This window comes from Phycicoccus mangrovi (assembly GCF_018729305.1).
Classification (GTDB): Bacteria; Actinomycetota; Actinomycetes; order Actinomycetales; family Dermatophilaceae; genus Phycicoccus; species Phycicoccus jejuensis.
Genome location: NZ_JAHHWP010000008.1, coordinates 174,979 through 194,132, shown reverse-complemented (window position 1 = coordinate 194,132; position 19,154 = coordinate 174,979). Strand labels below are relative to the sequence as shown.

Sequence of the window (19,154 nt, the reverse complement as noted above, 5' to 3'; positions counted from 1 at the left end):
GCGGCCGGGTCTGGACCGAGAACACGACCGTGTCACGGATGGGCCCCGGACGGGGGTTTGGTGACACGGAGTTCTCGACCGGCTCCGGGAGCCCGCCCGCAGGGCAGGGCTCCCCATCGGTGTTTCCGGCGAGAGGTCAGGGGTACCGCCCAGCGCATGACGACCCCCGCCGCCCACCGGCCCCCCGTCCACCACACCGTCGCCGCGCGACCCGAGGACCTGTGGGCCGTGCTCGCCGACGGGTGGGCGTACCCGACCTGGGTGGTCGGCGCCGCGCGGGTGCGTGCGGTCGACCCCGGCTGGCCGGCCGTCGGCACCCGCATCGAGCACAGCGTCGGGATCTGGCCGGCGCTGCTCTCGGACCACACGGCCGTCGAGGACTGCGAGCCCGGCCGGATGCTCCTGCTCCGGGCCCGTGGCTGGCCGCTCGGAGAGGCGCACGTGCTCATCGAGCTGTCCGCCACGGGTGACGGCACCCGCGTGAGCCTGCGCGAGGACGTCGTGAGCGGCCCGTCCCGGGTCCTCCCGGTGCCGCTGCGGCAGGCGGCCATCCACCCGCGCAACGTCGAGTCGCTGCGCCGGCTGGCGCTGCTCGCCGAGCGGCGCGACCCCTCCGGCCGGCCGCACCCGAGGCGGGCGGTCAGCGGGGGCTGACCCGCTCCGGCCCGAGCACCCGGTGCCAGACGGTGCGGGTCAGCGCGCGTCGCGCGGCACCGACCGGCCCCTGCGCGTCGAGCGCCGCCCGGGCCGCGTTCCACCCGCACGCCCCGTGCACCCCGCCCCCGGGGTGGGCCGAGGCGGACGCGAGGTAGAGCCGGTCGACCGGCGTCTCGGGCCGGCCGAGGCCCGGGACCGGTCGCAGGAACAGCTGGTGGTGCAGGGCCGAGGACCCGCCGTTGAGGGCCCCGAGGTCGAGGTTGGCGTCCGCCGCCTGGAGGTCCAGCGGGGTCTGGACGAGGCGCGCCGTGACGGCGTCGCGGAAGCCGGGGGCCACCGCCTCGACGGCGTCCTCGACCGCCTCGACCTGCGCGGCGACGGCCGCGGCGTCGTCGCCGAGCGAGCGCGGCAGGTGCGTGTAGCCCCAGGCGGTCTCGGTGCCGGGCGGGCAGCGCGTCGGGTCGGCGACGCCCATCTGGCCGAAGAGCACGAACGGCGGCGACGGCAGGCGACCGGTCGTCAGTGCGGCCGACGACTCGACGAGGCCGTCGGCGTCGACCCCGAGGTGCACCGTGCCGGCCTGCCGCGCCCCTTCCGCCGCCCAGGGGACCGGCTGCGAGAGAGCCCAGTTCAGCTTGAGGGTCGAGGGGTCCCACTCGAAGCGCTCGAGCCGCGCGCGCAGCCGGGGGTGCAGCGCCCCGGCGGGGAGCATCCGGCCGAAGAGGGCGGGAGCCGAGACGTCGGCGACGACCGCCCGGCGGGCCCGCACCCGGCGCCCGTCGGCCAGCACGACACCGGTCGCGCGCCGGCCGCGCAGCTCGACCCGCTCGACGGCGGCCCCCGTCATCACCCGACCGCCGGCGGCCCGGAAGCGCGCGGCCATCGCCCCGGAGAGCCGGCCCGCGCCACCCTCCGGCACGGGGTAGCCGACGTCCTGGCCGAGCATGCTGAGCAGCCAGCCGTAGAGCGCGCTGCCGGCGGCGTCCGGCGGCACGTCGGTGTGCGCGGCGTTGCCCGAGAGCAGCAGCCCCGCGTCCGTCCCCCGGAACTCCTCGGCAGCGAGCCGGCGCACCGGCAGCGCGAGGCGGCGGACGAGGTCGAGGGCCTCCGCGGCGCCGAGCGCGCGCGCCAGCCGCACCCCGGGGCGCACCGGTGGGAAGGTCGTGAAGAGGGCGTCGAGCAGCGGGTCGCGCAGCCGCTGCCACTGCCGCACCATCCGCAGCCAAGCCTCGCCGTCACCCGGAGCGTCCTCGTCGAGCCGGGCGGCGGTGCCGTCGGGGTCGTCGTGCATGACGGCGCACCGGCCGTCGGCCAGCACGTGCGCGAGGACGTCCGGCGAGCGGCGCCACGTCAGCCCGTGGGACTCCAGGCCGAGGTCGCGGATGACCGGGCTCGCGGCCGCGAGGGGGTAGAAGGCGCTGAAGAGGTCGGTGACCACCCCGGGCGCCAGGACCTCGGTGCTCTTGACGGCGCCGCCGAGCTCGTCCTGCCCCTCGAGGAGCAGGACGTCCCAGCCGGCGTCGGCGAGGGCGATGGCGGCGACGAGCCCGTTCGGCCCGGCCCCGACGACGACGGCGTCACAGGTGTCCACCTCGGGGCGCTACCCGTCACCGGTGCCCGGAAAACTCCGCGCGCCGCCCCGGGTCGTCACGGCAGCGCCGCCTCGCCGGTCTGGACCGCCCAGAGCGCCGCGTAGCGCCCACCGGCGGCCACGAGCTCGTCGTGCGTGCCCGACTCGGCGACCCGGCCCGCGTCGATCACCCAGATCCGGTCGGCATGCCGCACCGTCGAGAGCCGGTGGGCCACGACGAGCGCGGTCCGCCCGGCACTGGCCTCCCGCACCGAGCGCTGGATGGCCGCCTCCGTCTCGGTGTCGACGGCGCTCGTCGCCTCGTCGAGGAGGAGGACGGCCGGCTCGCGCAGCAGCGCCCGCGCGAGGGCGAGCCGCTGGCGCTGGCCGCCGGAGAGCGTGAGCCCCCGCTCGCCGACCTCGCCGTCGAGGCCCCCGGGCAGCCGGCCGACCACGTCGTCGGCGGCAGCGTGCCGCACCGCCTGCTCGAGCTGCGCGCGCGTCGCCCCGGGGCGCGAGTACTCGAGGTTCTCGGCGACGGAGCCCGCGAACAGGTGGACCTCCTGCGCGACGTACCCGATCGAGCCGCGCAGCGAGGCCCACGTGAGGCCGCGCACGTCGACCCCGTCGACGAGCACCACGCCCGCGCGCGGGTCGTCGAAGCGCAGCAGCAGCCGCAGGATGGTCGACTTGCCCGACCCGGTCGTCCCGACGAGTGCGTGGGTCTCGCCGGCCGGGACGCGCAGGTCGATGCCGTGGAGGACGTCCGGCCCGTCGGCGTAGCCCGCCCGGACGCCCCGCAGCTCCAGCTCGCCGCGGACGGGCCGAGCGAGCTCGTGCTCGCCCTCGTCGACCTCGACCGGGACGGCGAGCAGGGCGAGGATACGGGCGGTCGAGGCGCGGCCCCGCTGGTAGAGGTCGAGCACGGTCGCGACCTCCGTGAGGGGCCAGAGCAGCCGCTGGGTCATGAACACGAGGACGGAGTAGAGGCCGACCGCCAGCCCGCCGTCGAGCACCGAGAGGCCGCCGACGAGCAGCGTGCACGTGAAGCCGGCGAGGATCGCCATCCGGACGAGCGGGACGAAGGCCGCCGACCGGCGGATCGTCTCGACGTTGGCGTCGCGGTAGGCCGCGGACGCCTCCCGCACCCGGTCCCGCTCGCGCGCCTCGGCCGTGAACGCCTTGATCGTCGCGAGCCCGCCGAGGTTGGCCGACAGCACCCCCGACAGGCGCGCCACCCCCTCGCGCACCGTCAGGTAGTACGGCTCGAGGACCCGCTGGTAGCGCAACGAGGCGACGACGATGACGGGGATGGGGAGGAACGCGAGGAGCAGCAGCTGCCACGACGCGACCGCGAACACCACCCCGACGACGACGACGTTGAGCGCCGTCTGCCAGATGGCCGGGAAGCCGACGTCGAGCAGGCGCTCGAGCTGGTTGACGTCGTCGTTGACGGTGGCCAGCGTCGCGCCCGAGGCCCGGCCCTCGTGCCAGCGCAGGTCGAGGCGCTGCGCGTGGTCGTAGGCGTCGACCCGCAGGTCGTGCTCGACGGCCTGCGAGAGGCCCCGGAAGAGCAGCGCGGCGACGTACTCGCTCGCCGACTCGACGACCCAGACCACGGCGTTGACGACCGCCAGCCAGACCAGCTGCGCCTGGCGCGACTCGACACCGAGCAGCTCCCCGACGAACGAGGCGTCGCCGCGCACGACCACGTCGACGGCGGCCCCGATGAGCAGCTCGGGCACGACGTCGGCGATCTTGTTGACCGTCGAGACCGCGACCGCGAGCACGAACCGGCCGCGGTGGCGGCGGTAGCGCCCCCAGAGCGCGGCGAGCGGACGGGTGGGAGGGGCGGGCAGCTCGGGCAACGGGTCCTCGCGGGTCGGGGCAGGGCGCACGGACCGGCCGCACGGGTAAGGGCACCCTAACCGAGTGGTCGGACGCCCTGTCCGGACGCCCACGCCGTCCGTCGCCGGGGCGCCGGGACCGGGGTCGGGCGGTCAGCCCGGGAAGCGCGGGCCCCGGCCGATGCGGACCGGCCCCCGGGCGTCCCGGTCGACCGGCTCCCCGCGCTGCAGCACCTCGAGCTCGCCGTCCCCGGAGCGGTCGTGCACCAGGGCCCGCACCCGCGCGGTCAGCGGCCGCCAGGCCTCCCCGCCGACGACCCGGGCGACCTCGCTCGGGCAGGTCGTCCCCTCGGGCCGGTGTCGCAGGAGGACCCGGGCCGTCGCCGCCATCCGGTCGGCCAGCCCGTCGGCGGACGGCTCGTCCCACCAGGGCTCACCGCGCTCGCCGAGCGCCACCTTGGCGTCCTGCACCCGATGGCGCGCGGCGTCGCCCTCCGTGCGCACGGCGCGGCGGGCGGACATCAGCTCGGCGACGAGCTCGGCCCGCAGCGTGTCGGGATGCCGGGGTCGGTGGCCCGCCACCGACGACCGTCGACGACGACGTAGCGCCCGTCGTGGGTGCGCTCGACGTCGTCGCGGTCGGGGGCCATCCCGGCACCGTACGCGCGGGCGGCCTCGCGCGACCGCCCGGGCGCCGCGGGATCAGGTCGGCGTGGCGAGACCAGACCGGCGTGGCGAGATCGGGCCGGCACCGCGAGATGGCCCCGGCACCGGGCCCGACGTGGCCGAGGGGTGCGGGCACGGCACGGCGCCCCGGACGGGCAGGGATGTCCGGGGCGCCGAGGTCGTGGGTGGGTCAGAAGCGGCCGTAGCCGCTGACCCCGGAGAAGATCGCCCGCTCGGAGGTGGACTTGCCGGGCTTCGGCGAGTCGATCATCATCCCGTTGCCGGTGTAGATGCCGACGTGCCAGGCCGGGGAGCCGAAGAACACGAGGTCGCCCGGCTGCGGGCTGCTGACCGGCGTCGCCGCGGCCTGCTGCGCCGCCGCGGTGCGCGGGAGCGAGACGCCGGCCTTGGCGAAGACGTACGAGGTGAAACCCGAGCAGTCGAACCCGGCGGTCGTCGTGCCGCCGTAGACGTACGGGATGCCGAGGAGCGTGCGGGCGATGTTGACGACGCCGCTGGCCGACTGCGCGACGTTCGCGACGGGGGCACGCTGCGCGGAGCGGCTCGCGCCGCTCTCGGAGCGGGCCGCGGTGGACGTCGCGGGAGCGGCGGCCTGGACGACCGGCTTCGGCTTCGGCTTGGGCTTCGGCTTGGCGACGGCCTTGACCCCGGCGACGCCGAAGGTCGCGGTCGGCTTGGCGGCGGGCGCGGCCACGGCCGGGGCGACGACGGCCGGGGCGGCGGCCGCGGCGCGCAGCGACGCGGCGGGAGCGGCGGCGGTCGTCGTGCTGTGGGTGGCGGCGGCCTCCGTGCGGGCACCGGCGGCGTGGGCCGGGAGCGCGAAGGTGGCGACGAGACCACCGGAGGCGGCGAGGACGGCGGAGACGCGGGCCCCGGTCTCGCCGGCGGCCTTGACGATCGTCGACAGCTCGGAGACGGGGTTGTAGCGCGCGGCCTGGCGATGCCGGCCGTGGGTGTGCTCGGACACGGATGGACCTCTCAGATGCCTACGAGGTGAGCTGTCGGGTTCGGGCTGAGGTTGCCCGGCCGTCGCGGTCCTCGTCGGACCGTTCCGGCTTCACCCCAAGGCGCCTCGACCGGGGTCGTGACGCCGCAAGTGGTTCCCCCGCTCCTGCCAGCGGCTCGTGAGAGTTGACCCTTCGACGGGGGCAGGACTCGGCGGGCCCGTCGGCGGTGGTCGTCGTCCGGGTCGGCGACCGCGTCGACCATAACAGCGGTCACGGGAAGGTCACAAAAAGGTGACGGAGTGTCCTCTCAGGCTGTTCTTGGGCTCGTGCACCACCGATGACAACGATGTCGGTCGGGCGTGGCCACGGAACGCACCACGGCGCCCCCGGACGGACCGGGGACGCCGTGGTCGAGCTCGCGCAGCGCGCGACGATCAGTAGTTGACCGTCACGTGGACGTGGTCGAAGTGGTTCTGCGTGGGCGAGCCACGGTCCTCCATGAGGCGCCAGCCCTCGCCCGGCGCCCAGTAGCGCTGCTGCCAGATGAGGTACTTGACGTTGAACTCGCTGACGTGGGCCTGGACGTAGGCGGCGATCGCGTCGCCCTGCGCCCCGCTCGTCATGAAGTCGATGGCCTGGCCGGTGCCGTGCTCGTCGGCGGTCGCACGGCGGCCCCCGATGACCGAGGGGCTGAGCGCGGCGTCGACCGCCGAGCACAGGCGCACGGCGTCCGGGATGAGGCCGATGTTCGTGCACTTGGAGGAGACGGCGCCGTCCCACGAGCCGGCGGCGGGGGCCTGCGCGCCCGCCGGGGCGTCGGCCGACGCGACGGGCTCCGGCTTGGGCTTCGGCTTCGGCTTGGCGACGGCCTTGATCCCGGCCACGCCGAGGGCGTCGGGGCGCACCGGCGCGGCGCCCTCGGGGGCGACGGCGGCGGGCGCGGCCTCGCGGCGCGCGGAGCGGGCGGCGGGGGCGTCGGCCGAGCGGTCGGCGACGGCGGCCGCGACCCCCGCGTCGACGGCGGCGACGGCCGCGGTGGGCTCGGTCTCGGCGCCGGCGAGGTCGGCCGGCACGGTCAGTGCGACGGCGGCGCCGCCGACGACGCAGAGCCCGGCGGCGGACTTGGCCGCCCAGGACGCGCCGACGCGGGTGAACCCGTCGGGCAGGCGCTTGACGCGGCCGGGCGCACGGCGACGACCAGGGGGACGAGAGGGTGAGGACACAGCAGATCTACTTCCGGGGCGGGTACGGCTCAGCGGCCACCGTACGTGAGGCATCGCGCGAAGTCACGTTTCGGTAACGCGCGGGGGCCGGTCGGACGAGCGCGAGGGGTCCGCCCGGTCAGGCCGGCGCGACGAAGACGTGGCCCGCGATGTCGACCGGCAGCGAGACCCCGGTGGCCTCCTCGGCACCCTCGCGGAAGACGACGACGCGGGTGCCGTCACGGCGCACCCGCGCGGGCTGTCCCGGAAGCAGTCCGGCACTCGTGAGCAGGGACAACGCCTCGTGGTCGACCTGGACGGGCTCGCCGATGCGCCGCACGACGACCGCCTGCGTCTCGGCGCCGGCGACCTCGTCGAGCGTGCGCAGGCCGGAGCGGAAGTCGACGACGTCGCCGGTCTCGCCGAGCTCGTCGAGGCCGGGGATCGGGTTGCCGTAGGGCGACTCGAGGTGGTCGGGGAGGATCGCGAGGATCTTGCGCTCGACGCGGTCGGACATCACGTGCTCCCAACGGCACGCCTCGTCGTGGACGTACTCCCACTCGAGGCCGATGACGTCGACGAGGAGGCGCTCGGCGATCCGGTGCTTGCGCATGACGCGGGTCGCGAGGAGGCGGCCGTGCTCGCTCAGCTCGAGGTGCCGGTCGCCGGCGACCGCGAGCAGGCCGTCGCGCTCCATCCGGGCGACGGTCTGCGACACCGTCGGTCCCGAGTGGCCGAGGCGCTCGGCGATCCGGGCCCGCAGCGGTGTGATGCCCTCCTCCTCGAGCTCGAAGATGGTGCGGAGGTACATCTCCGTGGTGTCGATGAGGTCGGTCACGCAGGCAAGCCTAATCTCACCCGCCGTCGGGCCCGTCCGCACGCACCGGGCCCGTGGGCTCAGCGCTCGGGCTCGTAGCGCGGGAGCCAGCGCAGGAGCCACGCCCCGCCGGCCACGGTGAGGACCCCGACGGTGACGCTCGCGGCCCCGATGGACGCGACCGCCGCGAGCGCCCCGACGACGATCGAGGCGCCGTTGTGCCCGACGAGCGAGAGGAGCCGCCAGAGGCCGAGGAAGGGCGCACGCCCCTGTTCCGGCGCGGCGTCGGCGCCGAGGGTCATGACGATGCCGGACCCCAGGCCGTTGCCGACCGCCATGACGACGGCCACCGCCCCCACGGCGAGGAGCGTGCTCGTCAGCGGGAGGACGAGCAGGCCGATCCCGAGGAGCACCGTGACGGGGAGGGCGACCCAGATGCGCCCGCAGCGGTCCATCAGCGAGCCCGCCGGGTAGAAGAGGAGGACCTCGACGAGGCCGGCGACCCCGAAGACGAGGGAGGTCTGCGCCGCGGTGAGCCCGACGTGCTCGGCCCAGAGCGGGACGACGACGACCCGCGAGGAGCGCGCGAGGCCGATCGCCAGCACCCCGACCCCGACGGTGAGCAGGACGGCCCGGTGCCGCCGGGCGACCTCGCGGACCGGCACCCGGTCGACCCTCGCCGCGTCGCCCGGTCCGGGGCCGTGCGCCCCGAGGTCCGGGGAGGCGGCCGCGAGCGCCGCCGCGGCCAGCCCGCCCGCCACCGCGACCCCGAAGGCCGCCTGGGGCGAGAAGACCGCGACGAGGGGCGCACCGATGAACGGCCCGACGAACAGCCCGATCCGCGCGACCCCGCCGAGCGTCGACATCGCCCGGGCCCGGAGGTGGACCGGCGCGGCGGCGGTGAGGAAGGACTGGCGGGCGAGGAGGAAGACGGCACCGGTCGGCCCGGTGAGCACGACGGCGAGCGCGAGGACCCACAGCGACGGGGCGAGCAGCGCGAGCAGGGAGGCGGCCGCGTCGGCGAGCCCGGCGAGCACGAGGGCCCGCCGCTCCCCCAGGCGGTCGACGACGACGCCGGCGGGGACCGCCGAGACGAGCTCGGAGACCGTGCCGATGCCGACGAACAGCGCCGCCACCGAGACCGAGGCCCCGAGGTCGCGGGCGCTGAGAGCGATGACCGGCAGGACCGCGCCGATGCCGACCGACCACAGGGCCGTCGGCCCGAACGCGGGCACGGCGATCCGGCGCAGCGAGAACTCCGCGTCGCCCATCCGCCCTCCTGTCTCTCGACATCAAGATTGTTTACATCGAGACAACCACGTCCGCGTGACGCACGCAACAGGACGGCCCGCGGGGGCGTGGGTACGTTGACCGGGTGGAGCTGACCGTCCCCCGCCGTTTCTGCGGGCCCCCCGAGTCCGGGAACGGCGGGTGGGTGAGCGGCTCGCTCGCCGCGCACGTCCGCACCTCCGGCGCCCTGCCCGCCGTGAGCGTACGCCTGTCCGCGCCGCCGCCCCTGGACCGGCCGATGGCCGTCGTCGGCGACGACCCGGACCCGCTGACCGGCACCTCCGTGCTGCGCCTGCTCGACGGCGACGTCCTCGTCGCGACCGGCACCGCGGTGCCCGAGCTGGACGAGCCCGTGCCCTCCCCCGCCTCCCCGGAGGAGGCCGAGGCGGCGCAGGCCCGCTACGAGGGCGCGACCGACCACCCCTTCCCCACCTGCTTCTCCTGCGGCCCCGGCCGGGCCGAGTGCGACGGCCTGCGGCTGCGTCCCGGCCCGCTCGACGACGGCACCGGCCGCTACGCGGCCCCGTGGACCGTGCCGGACGACGTCGACCGCGCCGTCGTCTGGGCCGCGCTCGACTGCCCCGGTGGCTGGTCGGCCGGCATCGCCGGGCGGCCGATGGTCCTCGGGACGATGACCGCCCGCGTCTGGCGCGTGCCGGCGCCGGGCGAGCGGCTCGTCGTCACCGCCTGGCAGCGCGGCGCCGAGGGCCGCCGGCACTGGTCGGCCAGCACCCTCCACGCCCCGGACGGCGAGATGCTCGGCCGCGCCGAGGCCACCTGGGTCGCCGTCGACCCCGCGTCCGTCCGCCCGAAGGAGCAGCCGTGAGCACCTCGTCCACCGGGCGCGAGCGCCCCGTCGCCGTCGTCACCGGAGCGAGCAGCGGCATCGGCGCCGCCACCGCCCGGCGGCTGGCCGCCGACGGCTTCCGGGTCGTCTGCGCCGCGCGCCGCGCCGAGCGGGTCGAGGCGCTCGCCGCCGAGCTCGACGGCGTCGCGGTCGCCTGCGACGTCACCGTCCCCGCCGACGTCGAGCGGCTCGCGCAGGCCGCCGGAGACCGGGTCGCGGTCCTCGTCAACAACGCCGGGGGCGCCCTCGGCCTGGAGCCCGTCGCCGCCGCGGACGTCGAGAAGTGGCGGCGGATGTACGACACGAACGTCCTCGGCACGCTGCAGGTGACCAAGGCGCTGCTGCCCGCACTCGTCGCGGCCGGCGAGGGCGTCGTCGTCAACGTCGGCTCGGTCGCCGGGCTCGTCGCCTACGAGGGCGGCGGCGGGTACACCGTCGCCAAGCACGGGGTCCACGTGATGACCGAGACGCTGCGGCTCGAGCTCGTCGACCAGCCGGTGCGCATCACCCTCGTCGCGCCCGGCATGGTGCACACCGAGGAGTTCTCGCTCACCCGCTTCGACGGCGACCGGGAGCGCGCCGACAAGGTCTACGAGGGCGTCCCCGGCCCGCTCGTCGCCGAGGACGTCGCCGACGCCGTCGCGTGGGTCGCGACCCGGCCGGCGCACGTCAACGTCGACCTCCTCGTCATCAAGCCCCGCGCCCAGGCCGCGCCGCACAAGGTGCACCGCGTCCCCTCCTGACCCGGCCGGCCCCACCCCACCCGTCCCTCGCGCCTCTCGCGTATCGGGTCACCCGATACGGCCGCGCCTCACCCCGGAACCGTTCCCGGGTGAGGCGCGCCCTTCCCCCGCACAGCCCACCCGGCCCTACGCTCGGCGGCGTGGAGCCGTTCGCCGAGGTGCTCTCCGTCGGGGGTCGCTCGAACTCGCTCGGCCGCGCCGGCGAGGTGCTCACCCTCCTGCGCGCCGACCCCGCGCGCCTCGACGAGCTCGTCGCGTGCATCTCCCACGACGACCCGTGGGTGCGGATGCGCGCCGTCGACACGTTCGAGAAGCTCGTCCGCGGACGGCCGGCCCTCGGGCAGCCGTACCTCCCCCACGTCCTCGACGACCTGGCGCGCAGCGAGCAGCCGTCCGTCCAGTGGCACGTCGCCCAGCTGCTCGCGCTCCTCGACCTCGACGACGACCAGCGGGCGCGGGCGGTCCGCTGGCTCACCGACCGGCTGCGGACCGCCGACGTCGACTGGATCGTCGCGGCACAGTCGATGACCACGCTCGTCGGGCTGCACCGCGACGGGCACGTCCCCACCGACGACGTCGTCGCCCTGCTCGAGGTGCAGACCACCCACCGCTCGGCGTCGGTGCGCCGCAAGGCCGCCGGGTTCCTCACGGCCGTCCGCGCGCGCCACTGAGACCCGACGCACCCCCGGGTCACGGCTGGCGGCGCGAGACCTCCCACGACGCGGCGTCCGACAGGTCGCCCTCGCCGACGCGGGTGTAGACGATGCGGTCGTGCAGCCGGTTGCGGCGGCCGGCCCACAGCTCCACCTCGTCGCACACGATGCGGAAGCCGCCCCAGAAGTCGGGCAGCGGCACGTCGTCGGGCGAGCCGTGGTCGGGGAACTCCTCGGCCCGCGCGCGGTAGGCGGCCTCGAGGTCCTCGCGCGAGCCGACCGGGCGCGACTGGTCCGACGCCCACGCCGAGATGCGCGAGCCCCACGGCCGTGAGGCCCAGTACTCCTCGACCGCGTCGCGCTCGAGCTGGACCGCCCGCCCCCGGAACCGGACCGCGCGGTACATCGCGGCCCACGTCAGCCCGGCGGCCGCGTACGGGGTGGCCGTCAGCTCGCGGCCCTTGGTCGAGGTCAGGGCCGTGACGAACCCGGGCCCCTGCTCGTCGAGGAAGCGCAGGAGCACGGTCCGGACGTTGGGGTGCCCCGTCGAGTCGACGGTCGCGACGGAGGCGGCCAGCGGCTCGACGACGTCGCCCTGCTCGTCCGAGCGCCGGACCGCGTCGTCGACCCAGGCGCTCACCTGGGCGTAGGGGGTCTCCAGCAGCTGCTCCTCGGCGAGCCCGTCACCCGTGTAGTCGATGCGTCGTGGGTCCATGCCGCCACCCTAGGACCGGCCACCCCCGGCCCGAGCGGCCCTGCGCACGACCGCCGTCCCCCCGTACAGGCCGGACCGCTCAGGGCGTCGGCCGCCGCGCGTCGTAGCGCAGGAACCCGGGCTGCCACACCGACAGCAGCACGACGGCGGCGACGCACGCGAGCCCGCCGCCCACGGCGGTCCACCCCTCGCCGACGCGCTCGGCCACCCCGCCCCCGGCGAGCTCGCCGAGCCGCGGGCCACCGGCCACGACGACGATGAAGACGCCCTGCAGCCGACCGCGCATCCGGTCGGGCGCCGCGGACTGGAGGATCGTCGTCCGGAAGACGGCGCTCACCGCGTCGGCGGCGCCGGCGACCGCCATCGCCGCGAGGGCCAGGAGCAGCGCGTGCTCGCGCGACACGAGCCCGTCGGCGGCCAGGAGCGCGACGCCGAGCCCGCTGATGCCGACGCCCCAGCCGGCGACGCTCACCATGATGGCCAGGCCCTGCCGGCGCACGCCGCCGAGCCGCCCCGAGAGCGTCATCGCGAGGATGCCGCCGACGGCGGTCGCCGCGTACAGCGCCCCGACCGTCGTGGCGCCGCCGCCGAGGATCACCGCCCCGGCCGCCGGGAAGAGCACGCGCGGCTGCGCGAGGAGCATCGCGGCGATGTCGGCGACGAAGGTCATCCGCACGTTGGGGGCCGTGCGCAGGAACCCGAACCCGTCGAGCACCGAGCGCAGCCCCACCCGCCGCGGCCCGTCGTCCCCGGCGTCGGAGCGGTCGGGCGGGATCGGGTGCAGCCGCCAGAGGCTGGTCACCGCGGCGAGGGTGAGCACGGCGTCGGCGGTGTAGGCCAACCGGTAGCCGCCCCGGTCCACGAGCACGCCGGCGAGCAGCGGCCCGGCCGTCATCGCCGTGTTCATCGCGAAGACCGACAGCGCGTTGGCGGCGGGCAGCTGCGCCGGCTCGAGGATGCGTGGGTAGATGCTCGTGCGCGCCGGCGACGAGACGGCGAAGGCGCCGTTCCAGACCGCCACGATGCCGTAGAGCAGCCAGACCGACGTGTTGCCGGCCCACGCCTGGGCGGCGGCGACGAGGCTCGTCGCGCTGGCGACCAGCGTCGCGACGAGGCCGACGAGCCGGCGGTCGTGGTGGTCGGCGAGCGCGCCGCCGTAGAGGCCCATGACGACGAGCGGGACGAGCGCGAAGAGCCCGACGAGGCCCACCGAGGCCGTCGAGCCCGTGAGGTCGTAGACCTGCAGCCCGACCGCCACGACCGCCATCTGCGAGCCGACGTTCGACAGCGTGAACCCGGTCCAGAGCCGCCGGTAGTCCCGGTTCTCCCGGAAGGGGGTGAGGTCCGGGAGGAGGGAGCGCAGCACCGGCGCATCATCCCCCACGGGACGGACCGGCCCCGCCGCGCGGTGCGCCCGCGTAGCCTCGCGACCATGACGGACGACGCGCGGATCGCGCTGCTCATCGACGCCGACAACGCCCGCGCCCGCCGGCTCGACGTCATCCTCAACGAGCTGGCGGGCCTCGGCGAGACGACCATCCGCCGCGCCTACGGCAACTGGACCAAGTCCGAGCTCAAGGGCTGGCAGGAGATCCTCCACGAGAACGCGATCCGGCCGATGCAGCAGTTCGACCCCTCGAAGGGCAAGAACGCCAGCGACATGGCCCTCGCGGTCGACGCGGTCGAGATCCTCCACACGCAGCGGCCGGATGCCTTCGCCATCGTCTCGTCGGACTCCGACTTCACGCCCCTCGTCATGCACCTGCGCGAGCACGGGGTCGCGGTCTACGGGTTCGGGGACTCCAAGACGCCGGCGCCGTTCCAGAGCGCCTGCACCCGCTTCCTCGTCCTCGACCGGCTCTCGGCCCCGAGCGGCCAGGCGGACGCGACCGACGCCACCGACACCACCGACGTCGCCGACAGCACGGACGAGGCGACCACCGAGGCCACGAGCACCCGCAGCCCCCGCCGGGCGACGAAGAAGGCGACCACCGCCGGGAAGGCCACCGTCGCCACGGTCGCGGACGACGACGCGGACGCCCCCCGCCGGACCGCGAGCAAGGCGACGAAGGCGGCCAAGGCCCCGGCGAAGGCGACCCGCGCGAGCGCGAAGAACGGCAACCCGCCCCCCGAGCGCGCGACCCGCGCCCAGCTGCGCGGCGACAACCGGCTCGTCGCGCTGCTGCGCCGTGCGGTCGAGAGCGCGGCCGACGACTCGGGCTGGGCGAAGATCGGCACGGTCGGCCAGCGCATCTCCAACCAGTCCTCGTTCGACTCGCGCAACTACGGCTACGCGAAGCTGAGCAAGCTCATCGAGGCCTCGGAGCTCTTCGAGATCCGCGACGCCGGCTCCCCCGACATGGCGGTGCGCGACCCCCGCGCCGGCTGACCGTTCGGCGGGCCGCACGACCGGCCGCCGACGACACCGTCCCACCGACCGGTCCAACCGGTCCGGCCCGGGCACCCCGCCGTGCACAATGGGCCAGCCCGACAAGGACGACGAGCGAACGGGGATTCGATGCCCAGCACCACGGACGACCCGAACTTCTATCCCGGACTCGAGGGCGTCATCGCCTTCGAGAGCGAGATCGCCGAGCCCGACAAGGAGGGCGGGGCGCTGCGCTACCGCGGGGTCGACATCAACGACCTCGTCGGCACCGTGTCCTTCGGGCAGGTGTGGGGGCTCCTCGTCGACGGCGAGATGGACCCGGGCCTGCCGCCCGCCGAGCCCTTCCCGCTCCCGGTCCACACGGGGGACATCCGGGTCGACGTCCAGTCGGCCATCGCCCAGCTGGCGACGGTCTGGGGCTTCAAGCCGCTCCTCGACATCGACGACGCGCAGGCCCGCGACGACCTCGCCCGCGCCTCGGTCATGGCGATCTCGTTCATCGGCCAGTCCGCCCACGGCCAGGGCCGCCCGATGGTGCCGCAGTCCGAGGTCGACAAGGGCCGCACCATCCCCGAGCGGTTCATGATCCGCTGGCGCGGCGAGCCGGACCCCAAGCACGTCGAGGCCATCGACGCCTACTTCATCTCAGCGGCGGAGCACGGCGTCAACGCCTCGACCTTCACCGCGCGCGTCATCGCCTCGACCGGCGCCGACGTGGCCGCCTGCCTCTCCGGCGCGATCGGCGCCCTGTCGGGGCCGCTGCACGGCGGCGCCCCGAGCCGGGCGCAGCACATGATCGAGGGCGTCGAGGAGATGGGCGACGCGGTCAAGTACGTCAAGGGCGTCTTCGACCGCAAGGAGCGCCTCATGGGCTTCGGGCACCGGGTGTACCGGGCCTACGACCCGCGCGCCGCCGTGCTCCGCGACACCTGCAAGCGGCTCGGCGCCCCGCGCTACGAGGTGGCCCTCGAGCTCGAGAAGGCAGCGATCGCCGAGCTCGCCGAGCGCTACCCCGAGCGCCGGATGGAGACCAACGTCGACTTCTGGGCCGCGGTGCTCCTCGACTTCGCCGAGGTGCCGGGCGACATGATGACGCCGCTGTTCGTGGCGGCGCGCACGGCGGGCTGGTCGGCGCACATCCTCGAGCAGAAGCGCACCGGGCGGCTCATCCGCCCGAGCTCGCGCTACGTCGGCCCCGGCGAGCGCCCCCTCTCGGACGTCACGGGCTACCGCGCCAAGGACTGACCTCCCGCACCACGGCGGCGCCCCCGGCCCCGTGCCGGGGCCGCCGCCGTCTTCCGGCGCTCTCCCCACCCCCGCCCCGCCCCCGCACGTGCGGGGTTATCGCTGTCCCGGAGCCCTCCGACCCGCGACGAGCCCGCACGTGCGGGGTTGTCGCGGTCGGATCCTCGACAGGGTGCGTGGCGTTCCTCTCACCTGATGGACCCGACGTCCGCCATCCGGTCACGGGCTGTGAGGATGGGCCGCGGTCGTGGTCCGTCGACGATGCCGGCCCGGCCATCCTCGGTCCGTGGCGCCCGTGCCCGTGCCGGTCCGCCGCCCCGCCGAGGACCCGCGCCCGGGACCACCGGGCGGAACCCGCCGGCCCACACCGGCACCGACCACGGAGACGACACGTGAGCGACGCCCCGATCACCATCCCCGCCGACCTGCTGCCCCTCGACGGTCGCTTCGGGTCCGGACCCTCGAAGGTCCGCCCGGCGCAGGTGGAGGCGCTGTCCGCCATCGGTCGCACCGTCCTCGGCACCTCGCACCGCCAGGCCCCGGTCAAGAACCTCGTCAGGTCCGTCCGTGAGGGCCTCGCGACCTTCTTCGACCTCCCCGAGGGCTACGAGGTCGTCCTCGGCAACGGTGGCTCGACGGCGTTCTGGGACATCGCCGCCTTCGGCCTCGTCCGCGACCGCGCGCAGCACCTCGCGTTCGGCGAGTTCTCGAGCAAGTTCGGCTCGGTGACGAAGAAGGCGCCCTTCCTCGGCGACCCGACGATCATCACGAGCGAGCCCGGCAGCCGTCCCGACCCGGTCGCCGAGCCGGGCGTCGACACCTACGCGTGGGCGCACAACGAGACGAGCACCGGCGTCATGGCGCCGGTCCGCCGGGTCGAGGGCGCGGACGACGACGCGCTCCTCCTCGTCGACGCCACCTCCGGCGCGGGTGGCCTCCCGGTCGACGTCTCGCAGGCCGACGTCTACTACTTCGCCCCGCAGAAGTCCTTCGCCTCCGACGGCGGCCTCTGGCTCGGCCTCTTCTCGCCCGCGGCGCTCGCCCGGGTCGACGAGATCGCCGCGTCCGGCCGCTGGGTGCCCGACTTCTTCAGCCTCCCGACCGCGATCGACAACTCGCGCAAGGACCAGACCTACAACACCCCGGCCGTCGCGACCCTCGCCATGCTCGCCAACCAGGTCGAGTGGCTCAACGAGAACGGTGGCCTCGACTGGGCCACGGGTCGCACCGCCGACTCCAGCGGCCGTCTCTACGAGTGGGCCGAGCGGACCGACTACACGAGCCCCTACGTCACCGACCCCGAGCACCGCAGCCGCGTCGTCGCGACGATCGACTTCGACGACGCGGTCGACGCCTCCGCGGTCGCGAAGACGTTGCGCGCCAACGGCGTCGTCGACGTCGAGCCCTACCGCAAGCTCGGCCGCAACCAGCTCCGCGTCGCCTGCTTCCCCGCGGTCGAGCCGGACGACGTGAGCCGCCTCATCGCCTCGGTCGAGCACGTCGTCGAGCGCCTCGCCTGACGTCGAGCCCGGCCCGGGTCAGCACACGCGCCGCCCCGGCCCGTCCACGAGGACGGTGCCGGGGCGGCGTCGTGCTGCCGGAGTGGCGGGCGGGCCCTCAGCGCCCCGCGACGGCGTAGACGACCGCGACGACGACGAGGACCGCGAGCACCCCCAGCGTCATCCGACGGCGGAACAGCGGCGTCATCGCGCCGGCTCCGGCAGAGGCACGCGGCTGTCGTCCCGGTCCTCGGCGCTCGGCACCGTGGTGACGCTGACGCGCGGGCGGCGCTGCGACTCGTAGCTCACCCGCACATTCTCCGCCCGGGCCAGCCAGAACGAGACACCGACCAGGGCCAGGCCGACCGCGACCGCCCCGATGCCGATGGTCCAGCGCGGGCCGAACTGCTCCGAGATCCAGCCGATGAGCGGGGCGCCGGCCGGCGTGCCGCCCATGAAGATCGCCATGTAGAGGGCCATGACCCGCCCGCGCATCTCCGGGGCCACGCGGGTCTGGACCATCGCGTTGGCCGTCGTCATCGCCGTGAGGGCGGTGAGCCCGACCGGCACGAGCGCCAGCGCGAACAGCCAGTACGACGGCGCCGAAGCGGCCGCCGTCGCCGAGAGCGTGAACCCGACGAGCGCGAGGAGCAGGACCCGCAGGCGCGGCTCCTTGCGCCGGGCCGAGAGCAGCGCGGCGGTCAGCGACCCGACGGCCATGATCGACCCGAGCAGCCCGAACTCCCCGGCGCCCTTGTCGAAGACCTTGGTCGCCATGAGCGCCATCGTGATCTGGAAGTTCATCCCGAACGTCCCCAGCACGAAGACGAGCAGCATGACGAGCTGGATGTCGCGGCGCTGCTTGACGTACGCGAAGCCCTCGCGGATGCCCCCGCGCCCCTTGGCCCGGCGCGGCGAGCGCAGCTGCGAGACGTTGAGCAACGCGAGCGCCGCGAGCACGAAGACGAAGGTCAGGGTGTTGAGCAGCAGCGCCTCGCCGGTGCCCCACCACGCGATGATGAGACCCGCGGCGCCCGGCCCGATGAGCCGGCCGGCGTTGAAGGACGCCGAGTTGAGCGCGACCGCGTTCGAGAGCTTCTCGGGCGGGACCATCTCGGAGACGATGACCTGCCGCGCCGGGTTGTCGATGGCCGTCGTCACGCCCTGCACGAGGGCGATGGCGTAGACGTGCCACAGCTGGGCGGCGCCCGTCACGGCGAGCACCCCGAGGACGAGGCTCGTCAGCGCGAGCATGCTCTGGGTCACGAGGAGGATCCTGCGCCGCGAGAAGCGGTCGGCGATGAGCCCGGTCCACGGCGCCAGCAGCAGGAACGGCAGGAACTGCAGGCCGGTGACGATGCCGAGCGCCGTCGCCGAGCCGGCGGTCAGCACGGTGAGGACGAGCCAGTCCTGGCCGACGCGACCGATCCAGGTGCCGACGTTGGAGACGAAGCCGCCGAGGAACCACAGCCGGTAGTTGCGGATCTCGAGCGAGGTGAAGGTGGGGCTCATTCGGCGGCCAACCGTTCGAGCAGCGCGGTCGCGTCGGCGAGGAGCGCCCGCTCGTCGTCGGTCAGCCGCTCCAGGCGCGTCGCCAGCCACTGGTCGCGGCGCCTGCGGGTCTCGCGGATGGCCCGGCGCCCCTCCTTGGTCAGCGAGAGGATGACCTGCCGGCCGTCCGTGGGGTCGTCCGCGCGGGCCACGAGCCCGCGCTCGACCAGCCCGTTGACCGTGCGGCTCATGCTGGGCGCCGACACCTGCTCGATCTCGGCGACCTCCTTCGGCGTCCGCGGGCCGTCCTCGAGGCGCACGAGCGCGGAGAACTGGTGCGGCGCCAGGTCGGTCGAGCTCTCGAAGCGCACCCGGCGCGAGATGCGCATGCAGACCATGCGCAGGTCGCTCGTCAGTCGGTCCTTCTGCGTGCGGGTCATCGTCGGGGCGGGTGCGGGCACGGGGTTCTCCAGCGGTGGTCGTCATCAGTAGTTAGCACAACTCATTACCGTGGCTAACTATTCCACCGTGCCGGGTGCCGTGGGGTCGCAGCCG

Annotated in this window: 19 protein-coding genes and 1 riboswitch; of the genes, 7 read left to right on the top strand and 12 right to left on the bottom strand. The window is 75.3% G+C overall.

Annotated features, from left to right (window positions below):
- Nucleotides 1–156: 156 nt before the first annotated feature.
- A complete protein-coding gene (locus tag KMZ30_RS05745; protein ID WP_215512384.1) occupies nt 157–654 on the top strand; it encodes an SRPBCC family protein in 498 nt (165 codons plus the stop codon).
- Here KMZ30_RS05745 and KMZ30_RS05740 read toward each other — a convergent pair.
- The 8 genes from KMZ30_RS05740 to KMZ30_RS05710 all read right to left on the bottom strand — a co-directional run bounded on the left by KMZ30_RS05740 (nt 641) and on the right by KMZ30_RS05710 (nt 8,998).
- Nucleotides 641–2,248, bottom strand: coding sequence for a phytoene desaturase family protein (locus KMZ30_RS05740; RefSeq protein WP_215512383.1), 1,608 nt, complete (start codon nt 2,246–2,248; stop codon nt 641–643). The two genes, KMZ30_RS05745 and KMZ30_RS05740, sit on opposite strands and share 14 nt — an antisense overlap.
- A 56-nt stretch (nt 2,249–2,304) precedes the next feature.
- Nucleotides 2,305–4,125 carry an ABC transporter ATP-binding protein gene (locus KMZ30_RS05735; RefSeq protein ID WP_215512382.1) on the bottom strand — a complete coding sequence of 607 codons (1,821 nt, stop codon included), beginning with the start codon at nt 4,123–4,125 and terminating at the stop codon, nt 2,305–2,307.
- A 102-nt stretch (nt 4,126–4,227) separates the two neighbouring features.
- The gene (locus KMZ30_RS22260) at nt 4,228–4,656 is read right to left on the bottom strand and encodes a DUF3253 domain-containing protein (RefSeq protein WP_308279659.1); all 429 of its coding nucleotides are present in this window, start codon (nt 4,654–4,656) and stop codon (nt 4,228–4,230) included.
- The gene (locus KMZ30_RS21510; protein ID WP_226902050.1) at nt 4,596–4,724 is read right to left on the bottom strand and encodes a ParB/Srx family N-terminal domain-containing protein; all 129 of its coding nucleotides are present in this window, start codon (nt 4,722–4,724) and stop codon (nt 4,596–4,598) included. The genes KMZ30_RS22260 and KMZ30_RS21510 overlap by 61 nt, the downstream gene beginning before the upstream one ends.
- Before the next feature lie 206 nt (nt 4,725–4,930).
- The gene (locus KMZ30_RS05725; protein WP_215512381.1) at nt 4,931–5,728 is read right to left on the bottom strand and encodes a C40 family peptidase; all 798 of its coding nucleotides are present in this window, start codon (nt 5,726–5,728) and stop codon (nt 4,931–4,933) included.
- Nucleotide 5,729: 1 nt separating this feature from the next.
- Nucleotides 5,730–5,894, bottom strand: a riboswitch (cyclic di-AMP (ydaO/yuaA leader).
- A gap of 248 nt (nt 5,895–6,142) precedes the next feature.
- Nucleotides 6,143–6,931 carry a VldE C-terminal domain-containing protein gene (locus tag KMZ30_RS21505; RefSeq protein WP_226902049.1) on the bottom strand — a complete coding sequence of 263 codons (789 nt, stop codon included), beginning with the start codon at nt 6,929–6,931 and terminating at the stop codon, nt 6,143–6,145.
- Nucleotides 6,932–7,049: 118 nt separating this feature from the next.
- Nucleotides 7,050–7,748: an iron-dependent transcriptional repressor DtxR gene (locus KMZ30_RS05715; RefSeq protein ID WP_215512380.1), complete on the bottom strand. Its 699-nt coding sequence runs from the start codon at nt 7,746–7,748 to the stop codon at nt 7,050–7,052.
- A 59-nt stretch (nt 7,749–7,807) separates the two neighbouring features.
- Entirely contained in the window at nt 7,808–8,998 is a 1,191-nt protein-coding gene (locus tag KMZ30_RS05710; protein WP_215512379.1) for an MFS transporter, read from the bottom strand.
- Between the two features lie 104 nt (nt 8,999–9,102).
- On the opposite strand from KMZ30_RS05710, the gene KMZ30_RS05705 reads away from it, so the two are divergent.
- The 3 genes from KMZ30_RS05705 (at nt 9,103) to KMZ30_RS05695 (ending at nt 11,278) form a co-directional block, all read left to right on the top strand.
- Nucleotides 9,103–9,843 carry a hotdog fold domain-containing protein gene (locus KMZ30_RS05705; protein ID WP_215512378.1) on the top strand — a complete coding sequence of 247 codons (741 nt, stop codon included), beginning with the start codon at nt 9,103–9,105 and terminating at the stop codon, nt 9,841–9,843.
- Nucleotides 9,840–10,607, top strand: coding sequence for an SDR family NAD(P)-dependent oxidoreductase (locus tag KMZ30_RS05700; RefSeq protein ID WP_215512377.1), 768 nt, complete (start codon nt 9,840–9,842; stop codon nt 10,605–10,607). The genes KMZ30_RS05705 and KMZ30_RS05700 overlap by 4 nt, the downstream gene beginning before the upstream one ends.
- A gap of 140 nt (nt 10,608–10,747) precedes the next feature.
- Nucleotides 10,748–11,278 (top strand): hypothetical protein, encoded by a 531-nt coding sequence (locus KMZ30_RS05695; RefSeq protein ID WP_215512376.1) that lies wholly within the window; start codon nt 10,748–10,750, stop codon nt 11,276–11,278.
- A 19-nt stretch (nt 11,279–11,297) separates the two neighbouring features.
- Here the strand turns inward: KMZ30_RS05695 and pdxH are convergent, their stop codons facing one another.
- Nucleotides 11,298–11,975: a pyridoxamine 5'-phosphate oxidase gene (pdxH, locus tag KMZ30_RS05690; protein WP_215512375.1), complete on the bottom strand. Its 678-nt coding sequence runs from the start codon at nt 11,973–11,975 to the stop codon at nt 11,298–11,300.
- A gap of 79 nt (nt 11,976–12,054) precedes the next feature.
- Nucleotides 12,055–13,341 carry an MFS transporter gene (locus KMZ30_RS05685; RefSeq protein WP_308279658.1) on the bottom strand — a complete coding sequence of 429 codons (1,287 nt, stop codon included), beginning with the start codon at nt 13,339–13,341 and terminating at the stop codon, nt 12,055–12,057.
- Nucleotides 13,342–13,407: 66 nt separating this feature from the next.
- Between KMZ30_RS05685 and KMZ30_RS05680 the strand changes: the two genes are divergently transcribed.
- The 3 genes from KMZ30_RS05680 (at nt 13,408) to serC (ending at nt 17,129) form a co-directional block, all read left to right on the top strand.
- The gene (locus tag KMZ30_RS05680) at nt 13,408–14,364 is read left to right on the top strand and encodes an NYN domain-containing protein (protein ID WP_226902046.1); all 957 of its coding nucleotides are present in this window, start codon (nt 13,408–13,410) and stop codon (nt 14,362–14,364) included.
- Between the two features lie 129 nt (nt 14,365–14,493).
- Entirely contained in the window at nt 14,494–15,609 is a 1,116-nt protein-coding gene (locus tag KMZ30_RS05675; RefSeq protein ID WP_215512374.1) for a citrate synthase 2, read from the top strand.
- A 392-nt stretch (nt 15,610–16,001) separates the two neighbouring features.
- Nucleotides 16,002–17,129, top strand: coding sequence for a phosphoserine transaminase (gene serC, locus KMZ30_RS05670; RefSeq protein ID WP_215512373.1), 1,128 nt, complete (start codon nt 16,002–16,004; stop codon nt 17,127–17,129).
- A gap of 183 nt (nt 17,130–17,312) precedes the next feature.
- On the opposite strand, the gene KMZ30_RS05665 is transcribed toward serC, so the two are convergent.
- The gene (locus tag KMZ30_RS05665) at nt 17,313–18,620 is read right to left on the bottom strand and encodes an MFS transporter (protein WP_215512372.1); all 1,308 of its coding nucleotides are present in this window, start codon (nt 18,618–18,620) and stop codon (nt 17,313–17,315) included.
- Entirely contained in the window at nt 18,617–19,060 is a 444-nt protein-coding gene (locus KMZ30_RS05660) for a MarR family winged helix-turn-helix transcriptional regulator (protein WP_308279657.1), read from the bottom strand. The genes KMZ30_RS05665 and KMZ30_RS05660 overlap by 4 nt, the downstream gene beginning before the upstream one ends.
- Nucleotides 19,061–19,154 lie beyond the last annotated feature (94 nt).

Coding starts and splice junctions, on each gene's coding strand:
- KMZ30_RS05675 (WP_215512374.1), top strand. CDS start 14,494: ATGCCCAGCACCACGGACGACCCGAACTTCTATCCCGGACTCGAGGGC.
- KMZ30_RS21510 (WP_226902050.1), bottom strand. CDS start 4,724: ATGGCCCCCGACCGCGACGACGTCGAGCGCACCCACGACGGGCGCTAC.
- KMZ30_RS05710 (WP_215512379.1), bottom strand. CDS start 8,998: ATGGGCGACGCGGAGTTCTCGCTGCGCCGGATCGCCGTGCCCGCGTTC.
- KMZ30_RS05665 (WP_215512372.1), bottom strand. CDS start 18,620: ATGAGCCCCACCTTCACCTCGCTCGAGATCCGCAACTACCGGCTGTGG.
- KMZ30_RS05680 (WP_226902046.1), top strand. CDS start 13,408: ATGACGGACGACGCGCGGATCGCGCTGCTCATCGACGCCGACAACGCC.
- KMZ30_RS05745 (WP_215512384.1), top strand. CDS start 157: ATGACGACCCCCGCCGCCCACCGGCCCCCCGTCCACCACACCGTCGCC.
- pdxH (WP_215512375.1), bottom strand. CDS start 11,975: ATGGACCCACGACGCATCGACTACACGGGTGACGGGCTCGCCGAGGAG.